Annotated in this window: 23 protein-coding genes and 4 tRNA genes; 13 read left to right on the top strand and 14 right to left on the bottom strand. The window is 48.5% G+C overall.

What is annotated here, in order from left to right:
* Nucleotides 1–85: 85 nt before the first annotated feature.
* The 10 genes from ACTNE6_RS02105 to ACTNE6_RS02150 form a co-directional block, all read right to left on the bottom strand.
* Nucleotides 86–352, bottom strand: a complete 267-nt coding sequence (locus ACTNE6_RS02105; protein ID WP_331817779.1) for a YbeD family protein — start codon at nt 350–352, stop codon at nt 86–88.
* Complete coding sequence (locus tag ACTNE6_RS02110; protein ID WP_194969204.1) at nt 349–1194, bottom strand: D-amino acid aminotransferase; 846 nt, start codon at nt 1192–1194, stop codon at nt 349–351. The genes ACTNE6_RS02105 and ACTNE6_RS02110 overlap by 4 nt, the downstream gene beginning before the upstream one ends.
* A complete protein-coding gene (locus ACTNE6_RS02115; protein WP_442498460.1) occupies nt 1194–2360 on the bottom strand; it encodes a D-alanyl-D-alanine carboxypeptidase family protein in 1167 nt (388 codons plus the stop codon). The genes ACTNE6_RS02110 and ACTNE6_RS02115 overlap by 1 nt, the downstream gene beginning before the upstream one ends.
* Before the next feature lie 260 nt (nt 2361–2620).
* Nucleotides 2621–3205, bottom strand: a complete 585-nt coding sequence (locus ACTNE6_RS02120; RefSeq protein WP_442498461.1) for a septal ring lytic transglycosylase RlpA family protein — start codon at nt 3203–3205, stop codon at nt 2621–2623.
* The gene (mltB, locus tag ACTNE6_RS02125; protein WP_442498462.1) at nt 3123–4193 is read right to left on the bottom strand and encodes a lytic murein transglycosylase B; all 1071 of its coding nucleotides are present in this window, start codon (nt 4191–4193) and stop codon (nt 3123–3125) included. Before mltB ends, ACTNE6_RS02120 begins: the two co-directional genes overlap by 83 nt.
* Complete coding sequence (gene rodA, locus ACTNE6_RS02130; RefSeq protein WP_194969200.1) at nt 4193–5323, bottom strand: rod shape-determining protein RodA; 1131 nt, start codon at nt 5321–5323, stop codon at nt 4193–4195. The genes mltB and rodA overlap by 1 nt, the downstream gene beginning before the upstream one ends.
* Nucleotides 5313–7157: a penicillin-binding protein 2 gene (gene mrdA / locus ACTNE6_RS02135; protein ID WP_442498463.1), complete on the bottom strand. Its 1845-nt coding sequence runs from the start codon at nt 7155–7157 to the stop codon at nt 5313–5315. The genes rodA and mrdA overlap by 11 nt, the downstream gene beginning before the upstream one ends.
* 17 nt (nt 7158–7174) lie before the next feature.
* Complete coding sequence (gene mreD, locus ACTNE6_RS02140) at nt 7175–7657, bottom strand: rod shape-determining protein MreD (RefSeq protein WP_194969198.1); 483 nt, start codon at nt 7655–7657, stop codon at nt 7175–7177.
* The gene (gene mreC, locus ACTNE6_RS02145) at nt 7650–8555 is read right to left on the bottom strand and encodes a rod shape-determining protein MreC (RefSeq protein ID WP_255528658.1); all 906 of its coding nucleotides are present in this window, start codon (nt 8553–8555) and stop codon (nt 7650–7652) included. The genes mreD and mreC overlap by 8 nt, the downstream gene beginning before the upstream one ends.
* A 120-nt stretch (nt 8556–8675) precedes the next feature.
* Nucleotides 8676–9722 carry a rod shape-determining protein gene (locus ACTNE6_RS02150; RefSeq protein ID WP_194969197.1) on the bottom strand — a complete coding sequence of 349 codons (1047 nt, stop codon included), beginning with the start codon at nt 9720–9722 and terminating at the stop codon, nt 8676–8678.
* A 126-nt stretch (nt 9723–9848) separates the two neighbouring features.
* On the opposite strand from ACTNE6_RS02150, the gene gatC reads away from it, so the two are divergent.
* The 3 genes from gatC to gatB are packed head-to-tail and all read left to right on the top strand — an operon-like array spanning nt 9849 to nt 13040.
* Entirely contained in the window at nt 9849–10136 is a 288-nt protein-coding gene (gatC, locus tag ACTNE6_RS02155) for an Asp-tRNA(Asn)/Glu-tRNA(Gln) amidotransferase subunit GatC (RefSeq protein ID WP_442498464.1), read from the top strand.
* A 10-nt stretch (nt 10137–10146) separates the two neighbouring features.
* A complete protein-coding gene (gatA, locus tag ACTNE6_RS02160; RefSeq protein WP_442498465.1) occupies nt 10147–11598 on the top strand; it encodes an Asp-tRNA(Asn)/Glu-tRNA(Gln) amidotransferase subunit GatA in 1452 nt (483 codons plus the stop codon).
* 11 nt (nt 11599–11609) lie between these two features.
* Entirely contained in the window at nt 11610–13040 is a 1431-nt protein-coding gene (gatB, locus tag ACTNE6_RS02165) for an Asp-tRNA(Asn)/Glu-tRNA(Gln) amidotransferase subunit GatB (RefSeq protein ID WP_442498466.1), read from the top strand.
* Nucleotides 13041–13202: 162 nt separating this feature from the next.
* On the opposite strand, the gene ACTNE6_RS02170 is transcribed toward gatB, so the two are convergent.
* Genes ACTNE6_RS02170 through hemA form a run of 4 tightly spaced genes read right to left on the bottom strand, consistent with a single transcriptional unit; the run spans nt 13203 to nt 16845 of the window.
* Nucleotides 13203–13622: a Mov34/MPN/PAD-1 family protein gene (locus tag ACTNE6_RS02170; RefSeq protein WP_442498467.1), complete on the bottom strand. Its 420-nt coding sequence runs from the start codon at nt 13620–13622 to the stop codon at nt 13203–13205.
* Between the two features lie 33 nt (nt 13623–13655).
* The gene (gene prmC, locus ACTNE6_RS02175; protein WP_442498468.1) at nt 13656–14498 is read right to left on the bottom strand and encodes a peptide chain release factor N(5)-glutamine methyltransferase; all 843 of its coding nucleotides are present in this window, start codon (nt 14496–14498) and stop codon (nt 13656–13658) included.
* A gap of 5 nt (nt 14499–14503) precedes the next feature.
* Complete coding sequence (gene prfA / locus ACTNE6_RS02180; RefSeq protein WP_442498469.1) at nt 14504–15589, bottom strand: peptide chain release factor 1; 1086 nt, start codon at nt 15587–15589, stop codon at nt 14504–14506.
* On the bottom strand, nt 15586–16845 hold the full coding sequence (hemA, locus tag ACTNE6_RS02185) for a glutamyl-tRNA reductase (RefSeq protein ID WP_442498470.1): 1260 nt from the start codon (nt 16843–16845) through the stop codon (nt 15586–15588). Before hemA ends, prfA begins: the two co-directional genes overlap by 4 nt.
* Nucleotides 16846–17143: 298 nt before the next feature.
* Here hemA and ACTNE6_RS02190 point away from each other — a divergent pair, with 298 nt between their 5' ends.
* The 10 genes from ACTNE6_RS02190 (at nt 17144) to ACTNE6_RS02235 (ending at nt 23010) form a co-directional block, all read left to right on the top strand.
* Complete coding sequence (locus tag ACTNE6_RS02190) at nt 17144–18889, top strand: tetratricopeptide repeat protein (protein WP_442498471.1); 1746 nt, start codon at nt 17144–17146, stop codon at nt 18887–18889.
* A gap of 2 nt (nt 18890–18891) precedes the next feature.
* A complete protein-coding gene (gene lolB, locus ACTNE6_RS02195; RefSeq protein ID WP_194969188.1) occupies nt 18892–19485 on the top strand; it encodes a lipoprotein insertase outer membrane protein LolB in 594 nt (197 codons plus the stop codon).
* The gene (gene ispE / locus ACTNE6_RS02200) at nt 19466–20347 is read left to right on the top strand and encodes a 4-(cytidine 5'-diphospho)-2-C-methyl-D-erythritol kinase (protein WP_442498472.1); all 882 of its coding nucleotides are present in this window, start codon (nt 19466–19468) and stop codon (nt 20345–20347) included. Before lolB ends, ispE begins: the two co-directional genes overlap by 20 nt.
* A 4-nt stretch (nt 20348–20351) precedes the next feature.
* Nucleotides 20352–20426, top strand: a tRNA-Gln gene (locus ACTNE6_RS02205).
* 40 nt (nt 20427–20466) lie between these two features.
* Entirely contained in the window at nt 20467–21420 is a 954-nt protein-coding gene (locus tag ACTNE6_RS02210; protein WP_194969186.1) for a ribose-phosphate diphosphokinase, read from the top strand.
* A 45-nt stretch (nt 21421–21465) separates the two neighbouring features.
* Complete coding sequence (locus ACTNE6_RS02215) at nt 21466–22071, top strand: 50S ribosomal protein L25/general stress protein Ctc (protein ID WP_434482378.1); 606 nt, start codon at nt 21466–21468, stop codon at nt 22069–22071.
* A 9-nt stretch (nt 22072–22080) separates the two neighbouring features.
* The gene (gene pth / locus ACTNE6_RS02220; RefSeq protein ID WP_442498473.1) at nt 22081–22647 is read left to right on the top strand and encodes an aminoacyl-tRNA hydrolase; all 567 of its coding nucleotides are present in this window, start codon (nt 22081–22083) and stop codon (nt 22645–22647) included.
* A 93-nt stretch (nt 22648–22740) separates the two neighbouring features.
* Nucleotides 22741–22825, top strand: a tRNA-Tyr gene (locus tag ACTNE6_RS02225).
* Between the two features lie 20 nt (nt 22826–22845).
* Nucleotides 22846–22919: transfer RNA gene (locus ACTNE6_RS02230), tRNA-Gly, on the top strand.
* A 15-nt stretch (nt 22920–22934) separates the two neighbouring features.
* Nucleotides 22935–23010, top strand: a tRNA-Thr gene (locus tag ACTNE6_RS02235).
* The last annotated feature ends 3 nt before the right edge of the window (nt 23011–23013 follow it).

Raw genomic sequence — 23013 nt, forward strand, 5'->3', positions numbered from 1 at the left:
CCAACCGTTTTTCTCTGCGTCTTTGTGGCTAAAAGTGTTGCCTGGACGGTGTTGTGAGCAAAGCATTGAGCCATGCTATGCCAGCTTACAATGCCATCAAAACATGCGGGCTGGCCGTCAAATCCTGATAGATGGCATCCAGCTGTTCCCGGCTGAACGCCTCTACCGTTACAGTGATGGCGGTGTAATTGCCGCCCTTGCTGGGACGCGATGTCACTGCGCCTTCTCTGAGGTCAGGACTGTGGCGACGGATAATTTCCACGATCAGCACATCAAGCTCGGGGCTGGTTCTGCCCATTACTTTGATAGCAAATTGGCAGGGAAATTCTAAAAGGGATTGTTCTTCGCTCATGACAGGGACTGCTTATAAGCTTGGAAAAGCCGATTCATGTTCTGCCATACCGGACCGGGCCTGCCGTCTGCCACTTTGTGGGAGTCAAACTCTACAACTGGTATGATTTCACGCGTGGAACTGGTTAACCAGATCTCGCTGGCATTGTTTAAAGCTTCCAAGGCAATAATTTCCTCTCTGTAAGGAATGTTGTTTTGCTGTGCAATTTCCAGAATGACATCGCGGGTAATTCCCGGCAATATCTCGCAGCTTTTGGGCGGAGTAATCAGGATGCCATCGATCACCGCGAAAATATTGCTTGCCGCGCCCTCGGTCACATAGCCGTCTTTATTGACTAAGACAGCCTCGGCGCAGCCTTGTTCAACAGCCTGTTGCCTAAGAAGGATATTAGCCAGCAGCGTGGTCGCTTTGACATGACACAGCTCCCAACGGCTGTCATCCAGGCTGATTGCCTTGACGCCGGTCTCCCGCCCTTCAAACGGCGCTATGTTTGAACACATGGCGAAAACGGTAGGCTCGGTTTTTTCCGGAAACGCATGGTCTCTTTTAGGCGCAACGCCGCGCGTAACCTGTAGATAGATATATTGATCCCCGCTAGGGCTTAGCAGTTCCGTCAGAATCTTCAGCCACTGCTCGCGGCTATGAGGATTGGTCAGGCGAATATTGTTAAGGCTGTTTTCCAACCGTTCCATGTGCTCCTGGAAGCGGAATAACTGACCATGATAGGCCGGAATGACTTCATAGATGCCGTCGCCGAACAAAAATCCACGGTCCATAACCGATATTTTAGCTTCACTAAGAGGCAGGTATTGGCCGTTTAAATAAACCGTTTTATTTTCCATTATTTTTCCATTAATAGTAGAGCTTGATCATAGATTCTTTGAAGAATATTGCCCTTCTCCACGGCTTTAAGCACTACCAGATCTTTAGTGGTAATCACTTCATTTGCCAGCGAGACTGTTACAGTGCCGAATTTTTCGCCTTCTTTTACTGGCGCGGTAATGTTTTTATCGACATTCATGACAGCTTTCAGGTCTTTATAGTGATGGCGCGGAACCGTAGCAAAAAGATCTTCTGTCAGACCGAGGGACACATTTTTGCTGTCGCCTCTCCATATTCTCGCTTCGGTTATAGGCGTTTTGGCCTGATAGAGCCGGTGCGATTCAAAAAAGCGGAATCCGTAATTAAGCAGGTTTTGATTTTCGTTAGCTCTGACATTAGAACTCGACGTCCCCATCACGACAGAGATCAATCGCATATTATCCCTTAATGCAGAAGCGACGAGGCAATAGCCGGCATCATCGGTGAAGCCGGTCTTAACACCATCTACTGTTGCATCGCGCCAGAGCAATTTATTGCGATTTTGCTGGGTGATCTTGTTATAAGTAAATTCCTTCTGTGAAAACCAGCGGTAGTACTCGGGAAATTCCTTGATTAGAGCGCGGGTCAGCGTCGCAAGATCGCGCGCCGTTGTGTAATGCTCCGGGGCAGGCAGTCCATCGCTGTTGACGAAATGGGTATTGACCATGCCCAGGCGTGCCGCATGCTGATTCATCATGTCGGCGAATGTCGTCTCATTGCCGCCTATATGTTCGGCTAAAGCGACGCTGGCATCATTGCCCGATTGAATGATTATGCCATGCAGCAAATCTTCAATGGATACCTGATTATTGACTTCAAGAAACATGCGCGAGCCGGAAGTCTGCCAGGCTTTTTGACTGATAGTGGCTTTGTCGTCGAGATGCAGGTGGCCGTTGCTGAGTTCCCGGAAGGCCGCATAGACGGTCATGATTTTGGTGAGACTGGCCGGGGCTACCTTAGCGTCAGCGTTGCTTTCCGCCAGTACTTTTCCCGTGGCAAAATCCTGCAAAATATAAGCGCTTGCGGCAACAGTAGGCGCAGCCGGGGTTGCAATGTCCTCATCTGCTGAATTTGCCTGGAAAGCGGCAAGCAGTAAACCCAAAAATATAACAAAGTAGAAGCGGAAATAACTTTTTAAAAACATCATGATAAGTAAGGGCTAGGGCTGGCTAAATCGTAGCCTTATTGTACCATGTGATTTTTTAATTTTGTCTGGTTTCTGTGACAAATTTAAGCATCTTTTACGACAATTTTTTGCCAATTGCCCATTCAGCTTGTCCGCATCCATAGCTGAGTCTATAGGGGGCATCTAAACTTTATAAAGAATGGATTTTTATAGGGTGGAGAATAAAATTTTAGGCTGGCGCAAGCCATGAGTAATAATTTTGTCTTATAACTTCTGCGCTTTTAGGGAGTATCTAAAGCACCTACTTGCAAATAGGCCTGATTTTTCTGCTTTGTTGCAGAGGCTCGCTGTTGGGACAAGGCCTGTTCAGGCGCTAACGGCTTGATTTCAACCATCCCGGTTCCAGTTTTATGAATTCCCAGTTTTTTGGCTGCTATATAGGACAGATCCAATACTCTGTTGCCGTGATAAGGTCCCCGATCATTGATGCGGACAATGACGCTGCGCTTGTTTTTCAAGTTGGTCACGCGAGCATACGATGGAATCGGCAGCGTTTTCGAGGCAGCAGTCATGGCGTACATGTCGAATATTTCACCGTTAGCGGTTTTTTTGCCATGAAAGCGGGGGCCATACCATGAAGCAACGCCTTTTTTCAGATAGTGGGTAATACCGGATGATAGATTTTCTTGTTGAGATGCTTCCTTTGAAGCAGTGCTCTTTTGCTCATCCTTTGATGATGGATGAAACCATGAGCCAGTGACGGATTTAGAAGCCAACTCGACTTTAGAGATCTGGATTTTTTCTATCTGCTCCGTAGCGCAACTGGTCAGAATGAAAAAGGAAATGGGGATTATGATTTTCTTCATATATTGAAGCCTTTTTGTTTGAAATGGCCTGGCTTAACTGGTAAACCGCCATTGCATATAAAGGGCTGTGATTGTAACGCGTGATCACATAAAAATTGTCTAAAGCAGCCCAGAGTTCTTTATTTTGTTCTTGTTCAAAGGCAAGAAGTTTTATCTTGCTGTTTATAGGTAATGATGCTGATATATCAACGTCAAAGGATTGTAACTCTGCAATAGTTAAATCGGGCTTAAGGTCGGGCTTGAGGATGGCCTTATACTTTTCGCCTTTGGCTTTAACCGGAAAGGCGATTGCCTGGCCCGGTTGCCATTGATGCCGGGAAAAATAATTGGCGATACTGGCGATGACATCGTTGTTGTTATGCCAGATATCGCGGCGATTATCGTGATCAAAATCGACGGCATAAGTTCTGAAACTGCTGGGCATAAACTGCGGTATGCCCATGGCGCCGGCATAAGAGCCGGTTGGCTCAAGAGGATTTATGTGCTCATCGCGGCACAGCAGCAGAAAGTTTTCCAGTTCGCCGAGAAAGAATTGGCTGCGCGGCGGATAGGCAAACGCCAGGGTAGATAGCGCGTCGATGACGCGATGATTGCCGGTATTTTGCCCATACAGGGTTTCAACCCCTATGATGGCGACAATAATTGCCGCCGGAACGCCATATTGCTGTTCGGCGGAGGCCAGGGCTTGCGCATTTTCCTGCCAGAATTTCACTCCGCCGTTGATGCGGGATTCGGTCAGAAATATGTTGCGATATTTATGCCATGGCAGCCCTTCGGCGGGCTTCGAAATGGTTTTAAGTATGTTTTCCTTTATCTGGACTGACTGAAACAGCTCATTAAGTTCGGATTCATCGAATTGATGCGTTGCGGCCATTTGCTGGATGAAAGCATCCATGCGGTCCGTTTCTTTAATATTGGAGGTGCATGAGGCGGCAGTTAAACAGAGGCCGCTTAGCAGAAGGCGGCCTAGCATATTTTTCAATTTCATCAGTTTGGCAAAAGTTTTCTATGCGTATGAATGGACATCAGGATACCGAATCCGGCCAGCAGGGTCACTATTGAGGTGCCGCCGTAACTGATTAACGGTAGCGGAACGCCTACGACAGGCAGAATGCCTATGACCATGCCGATGTTGACGAACACGTACACGAAAAAAGTGAAGGACAGACTGCCGGCCAGTAATCGGCTGTAAGTATCTTGAGCCTGCGAGGCGATGTACAGGCAGCGGCCAATAATGAGCAGGTACAGTATCAGTAGGCCCACGCAGCCGAAAAGACCGAACTCCTCGGCAAATACGGCAAAAATAAAGTCAGTCGAACTTTCCGGCAGGAAATCCAGTTCCGACTGTGTACTGCCCAGCCAGCCCTTGCCGTAGATGCCGCCCGAGCCGATAGCTATTTTCGATTGAATAATATGATAGCCTCTGCCCATCGGATCGGCTTCGGGATTTAGGAAAGTCAGTACCCGGTCGCGTTGATAGTCGTGCATCAGGTGCCAGACGATAGGCGCCAGAGAAGCTAATATAGCAATAATAGCCAGGATGAAAAGCCAGGAAAGACCGGCAAAAAACAGCACGCCGGCGCCAGAACTGGCTACCAGCAGAGCCGTCCCCAGATCCGGTTGTTTGGCAATCAATAAAGTCGGGACCACGATCAGAACGGCGGCTATGCAGAGTTGTTTCCATTTGGGAGGCAGTGAGTGCTCGGACAGATACCAGGCAATCATCATGGGCGTCGTGATTTTGATCATTTCCGACGGCTGGAAGCGAAAAAAGCCCAGGTCCAGCCAGCGCTGCGCGCCTTTACCGATCTGTCCCATGATCAGTACGGCGATGAGCAGCAAGATGCCCAGGCTAAACAGCACGGCCGAATAACGCTTAAACTGATAAGGATTGACATGAGCCAGTAATGTCATCAAGCCAAAGGCCAGTCCGACCCGAGCCGCCTGGCGTATCAGTATGCCCATTTCCTGGCTGCCGGCGCTGTAAAGAATCACGAAACTGACCATTGCCGCGAGGAAAAGCGCGATAAACAAGGGCACATCGATGTGCAGTTTTCTGAGCAGATTGCCTAAAGCTGAAGGCGGTTCGAATTGTTCTCTGCGGGTTTCAGTTCTCATTGTCGCTCTCTAAATATTGCTTAATGACTTTTCCGGCGATAGGCGCTGCGACCGAGCCGCCATGACCGCCGTTTTCAGCAATGACCGCCACTGCAATCTTGGGATCATCGGCCGGTGCAAAAGCAATAAACAACGCGTGATCGCGCAGTTTGAATTCGATTTCATTTTCGTTGTATTTGGCGTCCTGTTTAATATTGAAAACCTGCGCGGTCCCCGTTTTTCCGCCAATTTGATAATTAATGTTCCTGCCGATGATCTTGGCTGTCCCGCGTTCGCCATGGACCACGTTGACCATGGCGGTGAGAATACTATTGATGTTTTCCTGCTTAACCGGCAGGGTGCCTTTATGGGTCTCGGGGCCATGCGTCGTGCTATCGGCATTGACGATTTTGTCCACCAGAAACGGTGTGACAATATTGCCTTTATTGGCCAGTGTCGCCATGGCTCTGGCAAGCTGCAATGGCGTTACTTGGGTAAATCCCTGGCCAATGCCGGTGATTATCGTTTCCCCAGGATACCAGGATTGATTTCTCTGTCGGCGTTTCCACTCACGGGATGGCATCAAGCCCGCTTTCTCCCCGACCAGATCGATGCCGGTTTTCTCGCCAAAGCCGAACTGCTGCAAAAAATCATGCATGTTATCTATGCCTAAAGCGGAGGCCAGGCTATAAAAATAGACGTCGCAAGACTGCATGATGGCATCGTTTAAATTAACCGAGCCGTGGCCCCACTTTTTCCAGTCACGGTAGCGGTGGCTGACGCCAGGCAGCTGATAAAAGCCCGGACAGAAAATTCTGTGCTGCGTGCCTATTGCGTTATATTCAAGCCCTGCCAGGCCGACAAATGGCTTCAGTGTCGAGCCGGGCGGATACAGGCCGCGCAGTGCGCGATTGTAGAGCGGCCGGTTCTCGGATGATTGCAGTGCCTGATAGGCGTCATTGCTTATGCCGACAACGAACGGATTGGGATCGAAGCCGGGACGGCTGGCGAACACCAGTACGCCGCCCGTTTTGACATCAATCGCAACAACGGCGCCGTTATAGATGTCCAGCGCGTCGTAGGCGGTTTTCTGGAGATCAATATCCAGCGTAAGGTAGAGATTGGCGCCGGGCGTCGGCTCCACGGCATTGACTGTTCGGATGGCTCGCGCCTGAGCGTTGGTTTCGATTTCCGCATATCCTGTTTTGCCGTGAAGTTGAGCTTCATAGCTGCTTTCAATGCCTATTTTGCCGATATGGCTTGAGCCCTGATATTCAGCCACCGGCAATGTCTTGAGTTCGGTTTCGTTGATGCGTCCCACATAGCCGACAGCATGAGAGGCCAGGTCGGCATAGGGATAATGCCGGGCCAGATGAACCTGAATATCAACGCCGGGGAAAAAAGGACGGGCGACGGCAAACTTGGCAAGCTCTTCTTCGGTCATGTTCATCAGCAGCGGGGTGCTGGCGAAGCGTTTTTCCCGTTTGCGCTGCTTATGGTACTGCTGGATTTTTTCGTCAGGGATATTGAGCAGTTTCTGTAAGCGCTTCAATGTGTCATCGAGGTCTTTGATCTGTTCAGGGATTAGTTCAAGGCTATAAGATGGCATGTTTTCGGCCAGAACCTTTCCATTGCGATCATAAATCATGCCTCGAGTTGGTACTAAAGGCTTGATTTTGATGCTGTTGTCTTTTGCCAGGCTTGAATAATGCTCATGACCGACAATTTGCAGATAGACCAGTCGGACAATCAGGGCGGAAGTTAATAGTAAGATGATAACGAATGCGACGATGATGCGGTTGAGGAACAGGCGATTCTCTACTGAGTTATCTTTAATAATATATGTGCGGGACATGACAGCAGCGAATTGTTTTACTTAGCGCGTCGTGACAGACGGATAAAGCGTAGCATTGTATAAACCAAAGGCCAGCATAATGTGCCAGTAATAACGGGAAGCCAGAAGGATGGATGAAGCTGGGAAGGGTGCTGGAGATTTTTTATCCAGAACAGCAGCAATTGGGATAACAGCAGGCAGAAAAAGATAAACAGCCCCTGCTGAATCAAAGGGTATTGGCGCAGCCGCTTATGAAGCTTGAGGCAAAGATAAATAACGAGCGAATAAGCCAATGCATATTGGCCGAATAACTTGCCCATCAACACATCGGTAAGCAAACCAAAAGCCCAGGCATGGAATATGCCGACTCGCTCCGGCACGGCAAGCGACCAATAGATGAGAGACAGCAGCACCCAGTCGGGATTAATGGCCGCCATCATGTCCGGCATGGGGGCAATTCTTAAGCACATCGCCAAGACTATGGTCAAAATGATTCGGCCAAAGCCATAGTAGTTATTCATCGGCAGGTGTCTCGGTTTTCTTGTCGTTCGCTTTTTGTGGTGAGGTTAAAGGAATGGGCGTGGTATTGCTCCAGACAATCATCAGTTCCCTGTTCCGGTTCAGCATGGCTTTAGGTGTCGCGGTAATGCTGGCGAAAGGTTTATTGGGCTCCGGTGTAAATTCATCCACAACCGCGACAGGGTAGCCTTGCGGAAAAGTGCCGCCCAAACCGGATGTGATCAATAAGTCGCCAGGTTGGATATCGGCATTGTTCGGCAAATAGGGCAGATTAAGCCGGTTCATTTGGCCGCTGCCGACTGCAATGGTCAGCAAGCCGTTTCGATTTACCTGAACCGGAATGGCATGATTCGGATCGGTAATCAACATGATCTCAGAGCTGAGCGGCAGGCTCCGAATGACCTGTCCGACAACGCCGTTGGCGTCAAGCACGGGCTGCTGAGGATGAACGCCGAAGCGAGTCCCTTTGTTGACCTGCACGATGTGTTCATAAGGATCCATGTTGATCGACAGCAATTCTGCAACCAGCACCTGTTCGCCGAGCTTGAATGAGTTCTCCAGCAGTGCGCGTAGTCGGATATTTTCTTTTTCCAGCGCAGCAAATTTCAGTAGTCGTGTTTGTTGGATAAGTTGCTCTTCGCGCAATCTTTCATTTTCTTTTTTTAAGGCGGTGTAAGAGCTGATAGAGTCGGAAGTCTGCTCGATCAGCGTGGAAGGCAAATTGACCAGATATTTTATTGGGTCGATAAAAAACGATAATGTGGCGCGAAGCGGGTCCAGCCGGATGCTGGTCTGTTCCGTCGCTAGCAGGGCGATAGAGGCGATTACTGCCACTAGCAGGCGGGTATTGATCGATGGACCGGTGGCAAATAAAAGTTTGATGGCGGATTTCCTCGGCAATTGCTCCTAGCGCTGCTCTACCTCCTGCATCCGTGCAGTCATCTTATCAGTTAAAAAGAAGCGGCCGGGCGGCGTGCGTCCCGGCATCTGCCAGAATAAGCGATTAAAGGCTATGCATCATTATTCTAATGAAAAAGTTGAGACTCCTTTTTTATCCAGCATTTCCAGAACCATGCCGCCGCCTCTGGCAACACAAGTCAACGGGTCGTCGGCAATAAACACAGGCAAACCTGTTTCTTCAGCCAGCAGCCGATCAATGTCCTTTAGCAAGGCACCGCCCCCGGTCAAATAAATACCACGGTTGGCGACATCGGCTCCCAATTCGGGCGGAGTCTGCTCCAAGGCCACTTTGACTGCTCCGACGATGCCCGACAGCGGTTCCTGCAGTGCTTCCAGTATTTCGTTGCTGTTCAGGGCGAAACTGCGCGGCACGCCTTCTGCCAGATTACGTCCCTTTACTTCTATTTCCTTGACTTCACTGCCGGGATAAGCCGTGCCGATTTCAAATTTTATTCTCTCTGCTGTGGATTCGCCGATTAGCGTGCCGTAGTTTCTGCGCACATAATTAATGATGGCTTCATCAAAACGGTCGCCCCCGATACGGACAGAGTTGGAATAGACGATACCGTTTATGGAGATGACGGCCACCTCGGAAGTGCCGCCGCCGATATCGAGAACCATCGACCCTGATGCCTCATCGACCGGGAGGCCTGCACCGATGGCTGCAGACATGGGTTCTTCTATCAAGTAAACCTCACGCGCACCGGCCATGGCCGCAGATTCCCGAATGGCGCGGCGTTCAACCTGGGTTGACCCACAAGGCACGCAGATCAAAATGCGCGGACTAGGACGCAACAGTTTGCTTTGGTGGACTTTTTCGATAAAAAATCTGAGCATTCTTTCCGTGACGGCAAAATCGGCGATTACACCGTCTTTCAAAGGACGGATGGCCGTGATATTGCCGGGGGTGCGTCCTAGCATGCGTTTTGCGTCAGCGCCAACCGCTGCGATGGTTTTAGAGCCACGGACTTTGTCTTCTTTGATGGCGACAACTGACGGTTCATTAAGCACAATCCCCTGGCCGGGAATATAAATCAATGTGTTGGCGGTACCCAAGTCAATCGAAAGGTCATTAGAAAAAAGGCCGCGAATTCTTTTGAAGAACATTTTTTACCTGTGTCCTTTGTGGGGAATAAAATTGTACTACTTTATCAATCAAGCGGGTATTTGAGCAAGATATAAAGTATCATATTTATAATAATACAAAATCTCTGAAATTTTGAGGAGTTGATAGTGTCTTTGACGACTGATGATGTGAAGAAAATTGCGCATTTAGCGCGCTTGGGTATTGATGAGTCGGATATTGAATCCTATGCAAAGGACTTATCCCGCATGCTGGATTTAATGACGCAGATGAGCGAACTGAATACCGATGGCGTCATTCCAATGGCTCATCCGATGGATCAGGTGCAAAGATTAAGGCCGGATACCGTTACGGAACGGAACAACCGCGAGCAATTCCAGGTCATTGCGCCGCAAGTTGAAGCGGGACTTTATCTAGTGCCGAAAGTCATTGAATAAGGGAATAGTCATGCACAATAAGTCAATCACAGATTTAGCTAAAGGCCTGCGTTCAGGCGAATTTTCAAGTGTCGAACTGACACAGGCGTTTCTGGACAGAATCAAGCGCCACAGCTCGCTTAATTGCTATATTACGGTCACCGAAGATTTAGCCCTCCAGGAGGCCAAGGCTGCCGATGACAGAATCGCCAAAGGCGATGCGACATTGTTGACCGGCATACCGATCGCACAGAAAGATATTTTTTGCACGCAAGGCGTGAAAACCACTTGCGGTTCTAAAATGCTCGACAATTTCATCGCACCTTATAACGCTACCGTCGTGGAGAAATTCAACCAGGCCGGGGGCGTGATGCTGGGCAAGCTCAATATGGACGAATTCGCCATGGGTTCGTCAAACGAAACCAGTTATTACGGCGCGGTCAGAAACCCTTGGGATCTCAATGCCATTCCAGGCGGTTCGTCAGGCGGTTCGGCCGCGGCCGTAGCGGCCGGATTGGCAGTCTGTGCGACTGGGACGGATACGGGCGGCTCGATCCGCCAGCCGGCCTCGCATTGCGGCATTACGGGATTGAAGCCGACTTACGGGCGCGTGTCGCGTTACGGCATGATCGCTTATGCGTCCAGTCTGGATCAAGGCGGCCCCATGGCGCGTAGCGCCGAAGATGCGGCCATCATGCTGCAGGTGATGGCAGGGTTCGATGAGCGGGATTCAACCAGCGTCGATTTGCCGGTGCCTGATTATCGGGCGGAGCTGAATAATTCTATCGAAGGACTTAAAATCGGGCTGCCGAAAGAATTCTTCGGCGCCGGGCTCAACAGCGACGTTGCCGCCGTTATTGAAGCCGCCGTCAATGAATACCGGAAACTGGGCGCGCATATCAAGGAAGTTTCGATGCCTAATCTGAAGCTGGCCATTCCGGCTTATTACGTTATCGCGTCGGCCGAATGTTCAGCCAACCTTTCCCGCTTTGACGGTGTACGCTACGGCTACCGTTGCGCCAATCCGGAAGATCTAACGGATCTCTATACGCGCTCACGTGGCGAAGGCTTCGGCAAGGAAGTCAAACGCAGGATTCTGATGGGAACCTATGCGCTATCGGCCGGCTATTATGATGCCTACTATATCAAGGCTCAGAAGGTTCGTCGCTTAATCAGTGATGACTTTAAAAAAGCCTTGTCGGAAGTCGATGTGATCATGGGGCCGGTGGCGCCGTCTGCCGCTTTCGGCATAGGCGAGAAAATCGGCAATCCAATCGAGATGTATTTATCCGATATCTATACCATTGCCATCAACCTCGCCGGATTGCCGGCCATGTCCATACCAGCCGGAGTCGTCGGTGGTAAACCGGCGGGCCTGCAGATCATCGGCAATTATTTTGCGGAACACCGGTTGTTGAATATTGCCCATCAATATCAGCAGGTTACCGATTGGCATCAACAAAGTCCTAAAGATTTTGAGTAAAGGGGAAAATCATGGAATGGGAAGCAGTGATCGGGTTGGAAATTCATACGCAACTCGCCACAAAATCTAAAATTTTTTCCGGCGCCTCGACAGCTTACGGCGCAGAGCCTAATACCCAGGCTTGCGCGGTCGATCTGGGTCTGCCCGGTGTTCTGCCGGTTCTGAACGAGGAAGCCGTACGGATGGCGGTACTGTTCGGCCTGGCTATTGAAGCGGAAGTTGCGCCGTGTTCGGTTTTTGCCAGAAAAAACTATTTTTATCCGGACTTACCTAAAGGCTATCAAATCAGTCAGTTTGAGTTGCCCATCGTAGGCCTTGGGCATCTGGATATTGACGTGGATGGCGTCAAAAAACGCGTCGGCGTGACGCGCGCGCATCTTGAAGAAGACGCCGGTAAATCGCTGCACGAGGATTTTCATGGCTTGACCGGTATCGACTTAAACCGTGCCGGCACGCCATTGCTGGAGATCGTGTCCGAGCCGGATATGCGTTCGGCGAAAGAAGCGGTCGCCTACATGAGAAAACTGCATGAGCTGGTGCGTTACCTGGGCATTTGCGACGGCAATATGCAGGAAGGTTCATTCCGCTGCGATGCCAACGTGTCGGTTCGGCCCAAAGGCCAGCAAGCGTTCGGCACGCGTGCCGAAATCAAGAATATCAACTCGTTCAGGTTCGTCGAGAAGGCTATCAACTATGAAATTGAGCGCCAGATCGATCTGATCGAGAGCGGTGGCGAGGTAGTTCAGGAAACACGGCTTTATGATGCAGATAAGGATCAGACCCGCTCAATGCGCAGCAAGGAAGAGGCCAACGATTATCGGTATTTCCCCGATCCGGACCTGTTGCCCGTGGTTGTCGATGAGGCGTTTAAAGCACAAGTAAAAGCGACAATGCCCGAATTGCCGGATGCGAAAAAGCAGCGCTTCAAGGATCAATACGGATTGGATGATGAAAGCACCGCAATACTGACTTCATCGCGCCCATTGGCCGATTATTTTGAGGCTGTGGTGAAAGAATCAGCTTGTGAAGCAAGAATTTGTGCCAATTGGGTAACGGGCGATCTCTCAGCCGCGCTTAACCGGTCTGGATTGGAAATCACTGATTCGCCGGTCAGTCACGAACGTTTGGCCGGATTGCTGGCGCGTATCAGCGATAACACGATTTCGGGGAAAATCGCCAAGCAGGTGTTTGAGGAGATGTGGCAAGGCACGGCTTCAGCCGATGAGATTATCGAAGCCAAGGGTTTAAAGCAAATTACCGACACCGGCGCGATAGAAGCCATTATCGACAAGATCATCGCGAATAACCCGGAGCAGGTTGAGCAATATCGTAGCGGTAAAGACAAAGTGTTCGGCTTTTTTGTCGGTCAGGTCATGAAAGAGATGCAGGGCAAGGCCAATCCCGGCGAAGTGAATAAAATGCTGAAGGATAAGTTGAAATAAGCTCTGCCTTATGAAATGTGCCGGGCATCTGTACTTTAACAGTCATGCCTGGCACATTTCAGCATCGGTTCAATTGGCCGGAAGCCGGTTGACCGCTTTTGAACCTTGGCATGAAAGGCTACTGCTGCCAATATCAACGGCAAAACCGGGATTGAGCAAGGTTTAGTCTTCGCTCAACGCCAGCGCGATTTCTCTGGCAGACTGCTGTTCTATCCTGAAGCCGCGCATTTCCAGAATGCCTTTCGTGTTTAATGAAATAATCAGATACAGCGCGTCCGGGTAAGCGGCCCATTCCAAGTCAATAGCTGACGGTTGGGCCGGCGCGCTTGGGTGCGAATGATAAATGGCGAAAAGCGCTTCGCCCTGATCGCGCATAGCGGCCATGGCGGCGATTTGTTGCGATGGATCCAGTTGAAAACGCTGCCCAGGCTGTTCTGCAATGTTGTTGATTGGATAGCAGCGAATCGGCAGGCCATTTTTACTGCTGATAAGACCGCAGACTTCCTGGTCGGGGGATTGCTGCGCGAGATGCAGTAACTGATTGGTAATTTTGCGTGGAATATGGATTTCTTCTTGCGTCATAAGGTAAGAAAGTAAAAGTTAAAATCGACGGGCCTATTTATCCCATTGGCCGTAGCTGACACGCGGTTGCCCTGACAAATCCTGGTAGGTTCGCACCTTATCATAGCCCAAGCCTTTAAAGATTGTTTGTATCTGATGCTGCTGGTTGTAGCCATGTTCGATCAATAAATGCCCTTGAGGTTTCAAGCGGCCACGCGCCCCGTCCGCTATAATCTCTATATCTCTGAGCCCTTGCTGGGCGGCGACCAGGGCGGTTTGCGGTTCAAACCGGACATCACCTTCCTGTAAATGGCTATCGTCTTCGGCAATATAAGGTGGATTGCTGATCACCAGATCGAATTGAATGTTGGGCACATTGTCAAACCAGTCGCTCTGGTAAAAGCGGATGTTGGTGATGTGGTGTTGTTGGGCATTATGCTCGGCTATTTTTAGCGCTGCCGGACTGAAATCGGTTGCTATGACTTGAGCATGAGGGCGCTCGGCGGCCAGTGTGACGGCGATAATGCCGGAGCCGGTTCCCAGGTCTATAAGTTTGAAGGGTTTATTAGGCGGTATGAGCTCCAATCCAAGCTCTACGAGCAGTTCGGTGTCCGGGCGCGGGATCAGCACGTCCGGCGAGACGTGGAAATCGCGCGACCAGAATTCCCGGCGGCCGATAAGATAGGCAACAGGCATGCCTTTTCGTCGTTTTTCAATCGATGTCCAGAATTGTTCCAGCTGTTCAGGATCTAGCAGTTTATCGGGCCAGGTTCGCAGATAAGAGCGTTCTTTTTGAAGGACATGACACAATAAAACCTCGGCATCCAGCAACGCGGAGTCGGAGATGGATGCCAGCGCGTCGACTGCATCAGCCAGCGCGGATTTGATGTTGTGCATCCGGCCTACTCTTCGCCCAGTTGAGTCAGTAATTCCGCCTGGTGCTCACTGATCAGCGGCTGGATGACCTGCTCAAGGCCTCCTTCCATGATGTCTTCAAGTTTATAGAGGGTCAGATTGATCCTGTGGTCAGTTAGCCGGCCTTGCGGATAGTTATAAGTGCGGATGCGCTCGGAGCGGTCGCCGCTGCCGACTTGCAGCTTCCGAGTCGCTGCCTGTTCGGCGTGGTGTTTTTCCTGTTCGGCGGCTAAAAGACGCGATTGCAGCAAAGACATGGCTCGGGCGCGGTTTTTGTGTTGCGAACGTTCGTCCTGGCATTCGACTACAACACCGGTTGGGATATGGGTGATACGAATTGCTGATTCGGTACGGTTAACGTGCTGGCCGCCGGCGCCTGATGCGCGAAATGTATCAACTCGCAAATCGGCTGGATTGATGTCAAAGGCGTCAATTTCCTCGACTTCGGGCATGACGGCGATAGTGCAGGCGGAGGTGTGGATGCGGCCTTGCGATTCGGTTTCAGGCACTCGCTGTACACGGTGCGCGCCGGATTCGAATTTTAGCTGGGAGTAAACGTCCTGTCCGGAAACGCGCAGAATGACTTCCTTGTAGCCGCCATGGTCGCCGGGACTCTCGCTGATGATTTCAGTTCTCCAGCCTTTCCTTTCGGCAAAGCGTTGGTACATGCGAGCCAGATCGCCCGAGAAAATGGCTGCTTCATCACCGCCGGTTCCAGCCCGGACTTCCAGAAAAATGTTGCGGTTATCGTTAGGGTCTTTGGGTAGCAATAGAATTTGCAGTTCATGTTCCAGTGCTTCTATCTGGTTTTCCGCTTCGATAACCTCTTCCTTGGCCATTTCACGCAGCTCCGGATCGCTGTCGTTGGCCATTTCCTTGGCGGAAGCCAGAGCTTCCAGCGCTTTTTGATAGCGCTTGTAGCAGTCAACGATCGGGTTGATTTGGGCGTACTCCTGGCTCAGTGAACGAAATTTATTTTGATTGCCTTGAACTTCCGGGTCGGAGAGCAGCGCGGCGATTTCATCATAGCGTTCGCACAAATTTTCGAGTTTATGTTGTATGGATGGTTTCATTGAGTCTGTTTTAATTTAAAAATTTCGCGGGCAGCGGCAACCAGATCATGTCTTTCGTTCTCGCCGGCTTCTCTGATTTGAATGCTGGGCGTATGTATCAGTTTATTGGTCAGGCTGTAAGCGAGCCGGCTCAAAGTTTCTTCAGGTGAAGTGCCGTTCTTCAACAATGCCAATGCTTTTTGCAGAGCTTCATCACGCATTTGTTCAGCTTGATGACGATAATCGCGGATAGTTGATTGCGCGCCTTGCGAGCGTAACCAGGCTAAAAAATAGCCCACTTGTGTGTCAATGATTTCTTCGGCCTGTTCCGCGGCTTGGCGGCGCGAGTTCATGTTCTGGTCTATAGTGTTCTGCAGATCATCAATCGTATAAAGATATACATCTCTGAGCTGCTCTACTTCAGCTTCGATATCGCGCGGAACGGCCAGATCTACCATGAACACGGGCTTATGTTTGCGTTTCTTGATCGCGCTTTCGACACTGCCTTTACCAAGGATCGGCAACTGGCTGGCCGTTGATGAGATGACAATGTCGGCTTCAGCCAGATGAGTGGGCAGTTCGGATAAGGCGATAGCATAACCGTTGAACTGGGAAGCTAAAGTATGGGCTTTATCGTATGTGCGATTAGCGACAATAATGCGGCCTATGCCCTGTTGTGATAGATGGCGGGCTGCCAATTCGATGGTTTCGCCGGCGCCGATCAGCAAGGCAGTTTGTTCGCTGAGTTTGTCAAAGATTTGCTGTGCCAGCTGGACAGCTGCGAAGGCCACCGATACCGGGCTAGAGCCGATAGCCGTATCTGTGCGGACTTTCTTGGCTGCTGAAAATGTGTATTGGAAAAGTTTGCCTAACTGTTTTCCTAAAGTTCCTGCTTCATAGGCTGCCTGATAAGCCGTTTTCATCTGTCCGAGAATTTGCGGTTCGCCTAGTATCATTGAATCCAGGCCGCATGCGACCCGAAACATATGGCGGATCAGTTGGCTGTCAGTATGGCAATACAGGTAAGGCGTAAGCTCTGCCGGGTCGATATTTCTGCTTTCGGCAACCCAATCGATCAGAATCTGCTTGTTTGCCGTGGATGCTTTGCAGTAAAACTCGGTCCGGTTACAGGTTGAAAGAATCGCGGCTTCACTGATTTCTTTCAGGTGCCATAATTCCTGTAGCGATGATTCCAGAATTTCGGCAGGGAATGCCAGGCGCTCCCGGATGGAAACCGGGGCGGTATTGTAATTAATCCCTACTGCAAGAAGTGTCATGGTATCGATGGTTAAGAGTTTATGTGTTCTAGAGTACTATAATAATATTTTTATACAGTGATTTTTATCTTGGCATCGACACAGTCGATCAGGAACTTTGCTGTAGCCAACACGTCCACAGCTATACACAATTACTGAGACCAGATGGCTTTCAGGTAAATTCAAAGTATATTATGAGGGCTTATTCTAAAGAAATATAACGGCTTTATCCAAATCGAATAAATCAACTGTCTGAATCAGCTGATTTTTCTGATAATCTATTAACTTATATCTACTGAGTGATAAATAGGACGATTGCGTGGTGATTTTTAGATTGATTTCAGTGCTAACTCTGGTCTTGCTTAATGGCTGTGCTGGTTCGCAGGATAAGCTTAATTCGCAGGAGGAGTCTGTTGAGCCTGTCAAAATGTCCCAAACAAAGGGAGAAACTCAGTCCGGCAGTACAAAAACGGAGATCGATCCTGATGTGATGTATATGTTATTGGCGGCAGAACTTGCTGGGCAAAGAGGGCAATATGAGATTGCGCTGGAAGGTTATATGGAAGCTGCCAAGCGTACCAAGGACCCGCGATTTGCTGAGAGAGCTGCAAAAATCGCTATGTATATGAAAGACAGCAATAAGACAAACGAGGCTGTTTCCTTATGGTTGTCTCAAGATCCCAATAATATAACAGCCAGAAAAATTGCTGCATTATCGGCTTTAAGAGCGGGTGATAAACAAGTTGCCGTTGAGCATGTGGATAAATTGCTGACAATTGATCCTGCTGGTTTCGAGAATTCAATGCTGGAATTGGCGGTTGCTCTGGAAAAGGAAAATAAGGTCTCTTTTTTGTATGATGTGTTGGATGCGTTATCTCTGCGTCATCGAAATCAGGCTGAAGTCTATTTTGTACAGTCATTGTTGGCCATGCAGATGAAAAATACTGATTTGGCTAAAACGAAAATACAGCAAGCTTTGGATGTGCAACCTGATTGGGATAAGGCGCAAATTTTTCAGGCTCAGATCTCGGCGTCTTCAGGAGATCTAAGCACTGCGGCAAAATTGCTGGAGAAGGCGGCTGTCAAGTATCCGGAAAATGATAAAATTAAAAAATTACTGGCGCAGGTTTTAATAAAAGCAGAAAAATATGAAGAGGCCGGTGAAGTTTATCAAGGCATAATTTCTGCTAATCCAAATGATGCTGAAAGCCAGTTCGCCTTGGCATTGGTGCATTTGCAGTTAAGTAGAGATAATAAGGCTGAGGATATTTTAAAAAAATTGCTGGAGCAGCCGGAGTGGCAATCCCAGGCCAGCTTTTATCTGGGTAAAATAGAAGAAAAACGCAAGAATACGAAAAAGGCTATGGCTTGGTTTGATAAGGTAAAGGATGGGCCTTTTGTTCTCGATGCAGAGATTTCCGCGATTTCATTGCTTGCAAAAGATAATCAATTTGATGAAGCTAATTCCAGGCTCAACAGTTTGCGCAGTCAGTTTCCAAAACAGAAGCTGCGGCTCATTCTGATTCAGGCCGAGCTGTATAATCAACAAAAGCAATATGATCAAGCGTTTAATCTATTAACAAATGCGTTGGCCGATATGCCTGAGCAGAAAGAATTGTTATATACCCGGGCATTGATGGCTGAGCGCCTCAACAGGTTGGATATATTGGAAACCGATCTAAAAAAAATATTGGCTGAAGATCCTAATAATGCCGAAGCGCTAAATGCTTTAGGATATACCTTGGCGGAAAAAACTGATCGTTACGCTGAAGCTGAAAAATATCTGGAGAAAGCGCTTAGGCTGCAGCCGGACGAGGCAGTTATTATGGATAGTTATGGATGGTTGCAATTTAAGCTAGGAAATACTGAGCAAGCCTTGTTTTACCTTCAGAAGGCCTATGCAAAAAGGCAGGAAGGTGAAATAGCGGCGCATCTTGCCGAGGTTTTATGGACTTTAAATAGAAAATCTGAAGCGAGAAAAGTATTTACTAAAGCCATTAAAGATGCCCCGGAAGATGAAGATCTATTGGATTTTCAACAAAGAGTATTAAACACTGCGGAATAGTTGTGTCACGTTTTAAAGCAAAGCTTTTTATTTGTGGTTGTTTATCCCTGTTAATGTCGGCCTGTTCCGTTGTTCCTGTTGAGCCTGGCGGATATTACTCAAAGGCTGGAAGAGCTCATCTTTATAAGTTGAAACAGTGGGCTTTTGATGGGCGTTTGGCTGTTTCAGGGCATAACGATTCCTGGACCGCAAATATAAGTTGGGAGCATGAGCCTGGCGAAGAAAAGATAAAACTATCTGGACCGTTGGGGCAGGGCGCTATGCTTATCCGGCTGGTGAACGATTTTGTGACTGTTGATCGCGGAGATGGAAAAGTAGAGTCTTCAGCAAGGTCGGAAGAATTTATTAATCAACAGTTAGGTATCTTTGTGCCTGTGCATTCGCTTCGGTACTGGGTTGTGGGATTGCCCGAGCCTTCCCGGGAATTTGAAGAAGTTGGTGATGGTTTCAGGCAGGCGGGATGGCATAGCGAATACAAAGAAATGCAGCGCGCAGAAGGTGAGATTATGCCGCGTAAAATCACAGTAACAAATGATCAAGTCAAATTAAAGTTAATCGTAGATCGTTGGGATTTAGATGTCGCAAAAGCAAAATAAGCAGTCCGCATGGATGGAGAAATGGCCGGCGCCGGCAAAATTAAATTTGATGTTACGCATTACTGGGCAAAGAGAAGATGGTTATCATCTGTTACAAACTGTATTTCAATTTGTGGATCTATGCGATTGGATAACCTTTCGCCCGGCTGAGGATGGGCGAGTCAGTTTGCATAAAGCTATTCCCGGTGTTCCCGAGTTAGATGATTTAACCATTAAGGCAGCAAATTTATTGAAGGCAGAGACTGGATGCACTCATGGAGTGTGCATTGAGGTGGAGAAGAACTTGCCTATGGGTGGTGGTTTGGGTGGAGGAAGCTCTGACGCTGCTACTACTTTAGTGGTGCTGAATGAATTGTGGAGCCTAGGTTTGACAACTGAGAAGTTGATGACGTTAGGTCTGGCTTTGGGGGCGGATGTTCCGATATTTGTGTATGGCTATTCCTCCTGGGCAGAAGGTGTCGGTGAAAAACTTGAAAAAATAGATATTCCAGAACAATGGGTTGTGATTATTAAGCCTGATTGTCATGTGAATACAAAAGAAATATTTTCAGCAAAAGATTTGACAAGAAATAGTAAATCAATCACAATAGGCGACTTTATAGCGGGCCAGCATCAAAATGATTGTCTTGGTGTGGTTCGTGAGCGTTACCAGTCTGTTAAAGATGCTTTGGTTGATTTGTCTGATTTTTCTGAGGCAAGGCTGACCGGAACAGGTGCTTGTGTTTTTGCGCAATTTGATTCGGAAGATGCTGCAGTTTATGCCTATAAGTCGCTTAAAGATAAGTGGCAGGCTTATCTGGCTAAAGGGGTTAATGAATCGCCACTGTTTTCAAAGCTGAAGTTTGGTAAGTATACATCTTGATTATTGGGCCGTCGCCAAGCGGTAAGGCACGGGGTTTTGATCCCCGCATACCAAGGTTCGAATCCTTGCGGCCCAGCCATTTACCTCCACTAAGTTAAATTCAGTTTGGGAGTGCTTGAATGAGTGACACCTCTATGATGGTGTTTTCTGGAAATGCTAACCTGGCTTTGTCTGAAGGTATAGTAAGAAAGCTCAATATGCGCCTTGGTATGGCGACTGTCGGTAGATTTAGCGATGGTGAGGTTGCGGTAGAAATAGAGGAGAACGTCCGGGGTAAGGATGTTTTTGTTATTCAGCCGACCTGTTCGCCTACAAATGAAAACTTAATGGAATTGCTTGTGATGATTGATGCGCTTAAAAGGGCGTCAGCGTCACGGATTACTGCTGTCATGCCATATTATGGTTATGCTAGGCAGGATAGAAGATCGCGATCGGCTCGGGTGCCTATCAGTGCGAAGTTGGTTGCCAGGATGATCGAACAGGCGGGTGCCAACAGGGTGTTGACTGTTGATTTGCATGCTGATCAGATCCAAGGTTTTTTTGACATACCAGTTGATAATGTGTATTCGTCGCCAATTCTTCTCGGTGATGTGTGGCGGCAGAAATATAAAGATCTGATTGTTGTCTCGCCGGATGTGGGTGGTGTAGTTAGGGCGCGTGCCCTTGCTAAACGATTGGATGATGCTGATCTTGCAATCATTGATAAGCGCAGGCCAAAGGCTAACGTTGCAGAGGTTATGCATATTATTGGTGATGTTAATGGGCGTACCTGTGTATTGATTGATGACTTGGTTGATACTGCGGGCACTTTATGTCATGCAGCGGATGCGCTAAAAAAGCATGGGGCGATAAAGGTGGTTGCTTACTGCACGCATGCTGTGCTTTCAGGTAAGGCCATGAAAAACCTCTATGGTTCGGAACTTGATGAGCTGGTTGTTACCGATACTATACCATTAAGTCAAGAAGCGATCAGCTTGGGTAAGATAAGGCAATTGAGTGTTGCTGAAATGTTGGCTGAGACTATAAGGCGTATAGCGGTAGGTGAATCAGTTAGTTCACTTTATGTCGATTGATATAATTTAATGTGTGTGCTTGAAGGCACGGAGTTGAGAGGAAAGATGTCTAACGTATTTGAGTTTGTTGCCGAAAGTCGTGGGCAATCAGGTAAAAGCGCAGCAAGAAGCGTGCGTCGTCAAGGTAAGGTTCCTGCGGTGATATACGGTGGGCATGGTGAGCCTCAAATGCTGTTGTTGAGTCACAATGAAGTTGTTAAGCATTTGGCGCATGAGGCAGTTTATTCTCATGTTCTTGATGTTACTGTTGATGGAAAAACAGAAAAAGCCATTTTGAAAGGTGTTCAGCGTCATCCTGCTAAGGTTCAGGTTCTCCACTTGGATTTTCAGCGTGTGAGTATGTCAGAGGTTCTTAAGGTGCATGTGCCTTTGCATTTTATCAATGAAGATACTTCGATAGGCGGTAAAAAGGGTGGGGTTGCTACTCACTCTATGGTTGATGTGGAGGTTACATGCTTGCCTTCTGCTCTGCCAGAATATATTGAAGTAAATTTGGCTAATTTGGATATTGGTGAGTCGATTCATCTCTCTGACTTAGTTCTGCCGGCTGGAGTGGAAATTGTGGTGTTATCGCACGGGCCTGAGCATGATTTGCCTGTGGTGTCTATGATGGCTTCAAGAAGTAGTGCTGAAGAATCATCAGAAGCTTAAAAACAGCGGGTGATTAAACTTGTAGTTGGGCTGGGTAATCCTGGGCGACAATATGAAAAAACCCGGCATAATGCCGGGTTTTTGTTTTTGGATGAGCTGGCATCTAAATTTGGCTGTGTTTGGGTGAGTGATCCCAGATTTCAAGGGGTGCTCTCTGAGTATAATGCTTCGATGGGTAAGGTGACGCTTTTAAAGCCTGAAACCTTCATGAATTGTAGTGGGCAATCTGTTGGTAAGATTGTGCGTTATTATAAAATAATGCCGGAAGAGATTTTGGTTGTTCATGATGAGCTGGATCTTGATGCGGGTATCGTCAAGCTGAAAAAGGGCGGCGGGCACGCAGGGCATAATGGTTTAAAGGATATTATTGCTCATCTGGGCTCAAGAGACTTTTGTAGATTAAGGATAGGTATTGGTCGGCCGGGTGTAGGGAAGGTTATTGCTGATTATGTGCTGGGATCTCCTTCAAAGAGTGAGTGGGAGTTAATTAATTCAGCCATTGATGCAGGGATTGCGTGTATGGATAAGTTAGTGGCTGGTGACGTTGCGGCTGTGATGAATAAATTGCACGCCTAATGTGCTGGGTGTGCCAGTGAAAAATAAAATTTCCAAATAAAAAAGTTGACAAGTTGTCATTGTTCCAAGATAATAGTTGACTTATCCGATATCGGAGGGGTTCCCGAGCGGCCAAAGGGATCAGACTGTAAATCTGCCGGTTCTACCTTCGGAGGTTCGAATCCTCCCCCCTCCACCATCATCAATTAAAAGAAATCTGCGGGTGTAGTTCAATGGTAGAACTCCAGCCTTCCAAGCTGATCACGTGGGTTCGATTCCCATCACCCGCTCCAAATTTTCTGTATTAGGCCCATATAGCTCAGGAGGTAGAGCACTTCCTTGGTAAGGAAGAGGTCACCGGTTCAAATCCGGTTATGGGCTCCAGTT

This window comes from Methylobacter sp. sgz302048, from assembly GCF_052162025.1.
Taxonomy (GTDB): Bacteria; Pseudomonadota; Gammaproteobacteria; order Methylococcales; family Methylomonadaceae; genus Methylobacter.

What these genes read in the sequence shown, in the direction of transcription:
- ACTNE6_RS02150 (WP_194969197.1), bottom strand. Translation starts at nt 9,722, where the DNA reads ATGTTCTTCAAAAGAATTCGCGGCCTTTTTTCTAATGACCTTTCGATT.
- prfA (WP_442498469.1), bottom strand. Translation starts at nt 15,589, where the DNA reads ATGAAACCATCCATACAACATAAACTCGAAAATTTGTGCGAACGCTAT.
- ACTNE6_RS02115 (WP_442498460.1), bottom strand. Translation starts at nt 2,360, where the DNA reads ATGATGTTTTTAAAAAGTTATTTCCGCTTCTACTTTGTTATATTTTTG.
- mltB (WP_442498462.1), bottom strand. Translation starts at nt 4,193, where the DNA reads ATGAAATTGAAAAATATGCTAGGCCGCCTTCTGCTAAGCGGCCTCTGT.
- ispE (WP_442498472.1), top strand. Translation starts at nt 19,466, where the DNA reads ATGTCGCAAAAGCAAAATAAGCAGTCCGCATGGATGGAGAAATGGCCG.
- ACTNE6_RS02110 (WP_194969204.1), bottom strand. Translation starts at nt 1,194, where the DNA reads ATGGAAAATAAAACGGTTTATTTAAACGGCCAATACCTGCCTCTTAGT.
- ACTNE6_RS02105 (WP_331817779.1), bottom strand. Translation starts at nt 352, where the DNA reads ATGAGCGAAGAACAATCCCTTTTAGAATTTCCCTGCCAATTTGCTATC.
- mreD (WP_194969198.1), bottom strand. Translation starts at nt 7,657, where the DNA reads ATGAATAACTACTATGGCTTTGGCCGAATCATTTTGACCATAGTCTTG.
- rodA (WP_194969200.1), bottom strand. Translation starts at nt 5,323, where the DNA reads ATGAGAACTGAAACCCGCAGAGAACAATTCGAACCGCCTTCAGCTTTA.
- ACTNE6_RS02170 (WP_442498467.1), bottom strand. Translation starts at nt 13,622, where the DNA reads ATGACGCAAGAAGAAATCCATATTCCACGCAAAATTACCAATCAGTTA.
- gatA (WP_442498465.1), top strand. Translation starts at nt 10,147, where the DNA reads ATGCACAATAAGTCAATCACAGATTTAGCTAAAGGCCTGCGTTCAGGC.
- prmC (WP_442498468.1), bottom strand. Translation starts at nt 14,498, where the DNA reads ATGCACAACATCAAATCCGCGCTGGCTGATGCAGTCGACGCGCTGGCA.
- gatB (WP_442498466.1), top strand. Translation starts at nt 11,610, where the DNA reads ATGGAATGGGAAGCAGTGATCGGGTTGGAAATTCATACGCAACTCGCC.
- hemA (WP_442498470.1), bottom strand. Translation starts at nt 16,845, where the DNA reads ATGACACTTCTTGCAGTAGGGATTAATTACAATACCGCCCCGGTTTCC.
- ACTNE6_RS02120 (WP_442498461.1), bottom strand. Translation starts at nt 3,205, where the DNA reads ATGAAGAAAATCATAATCCCCATTTCCTTTTTCATTCTGACCAGTTGC.
- ACTNE6_RS02210 (WP_194969186.1), top strand. Translation starts at nt 20,467, where the DNA reads ATGAGTGACACCTCTATGATGGTGTTTTCTGGAAATGCTAACCTGGCT.
- ACTNE6_RS02215 (WP_434482378.1), top strand. Translation starts at nt 21,466, where the DNA reads ATGTCTAACGTATTTGAGTTTGTTGCCGAAAGTCGTGGGCAATCAGGT.
- mrdA (WP_442498463.1), bottom strand. Translation starts at nt 7,157, where the DNA reads ATGTCCCGCACATATATTATTAAAGATAACTCAGTAGAGAATCGCCTG.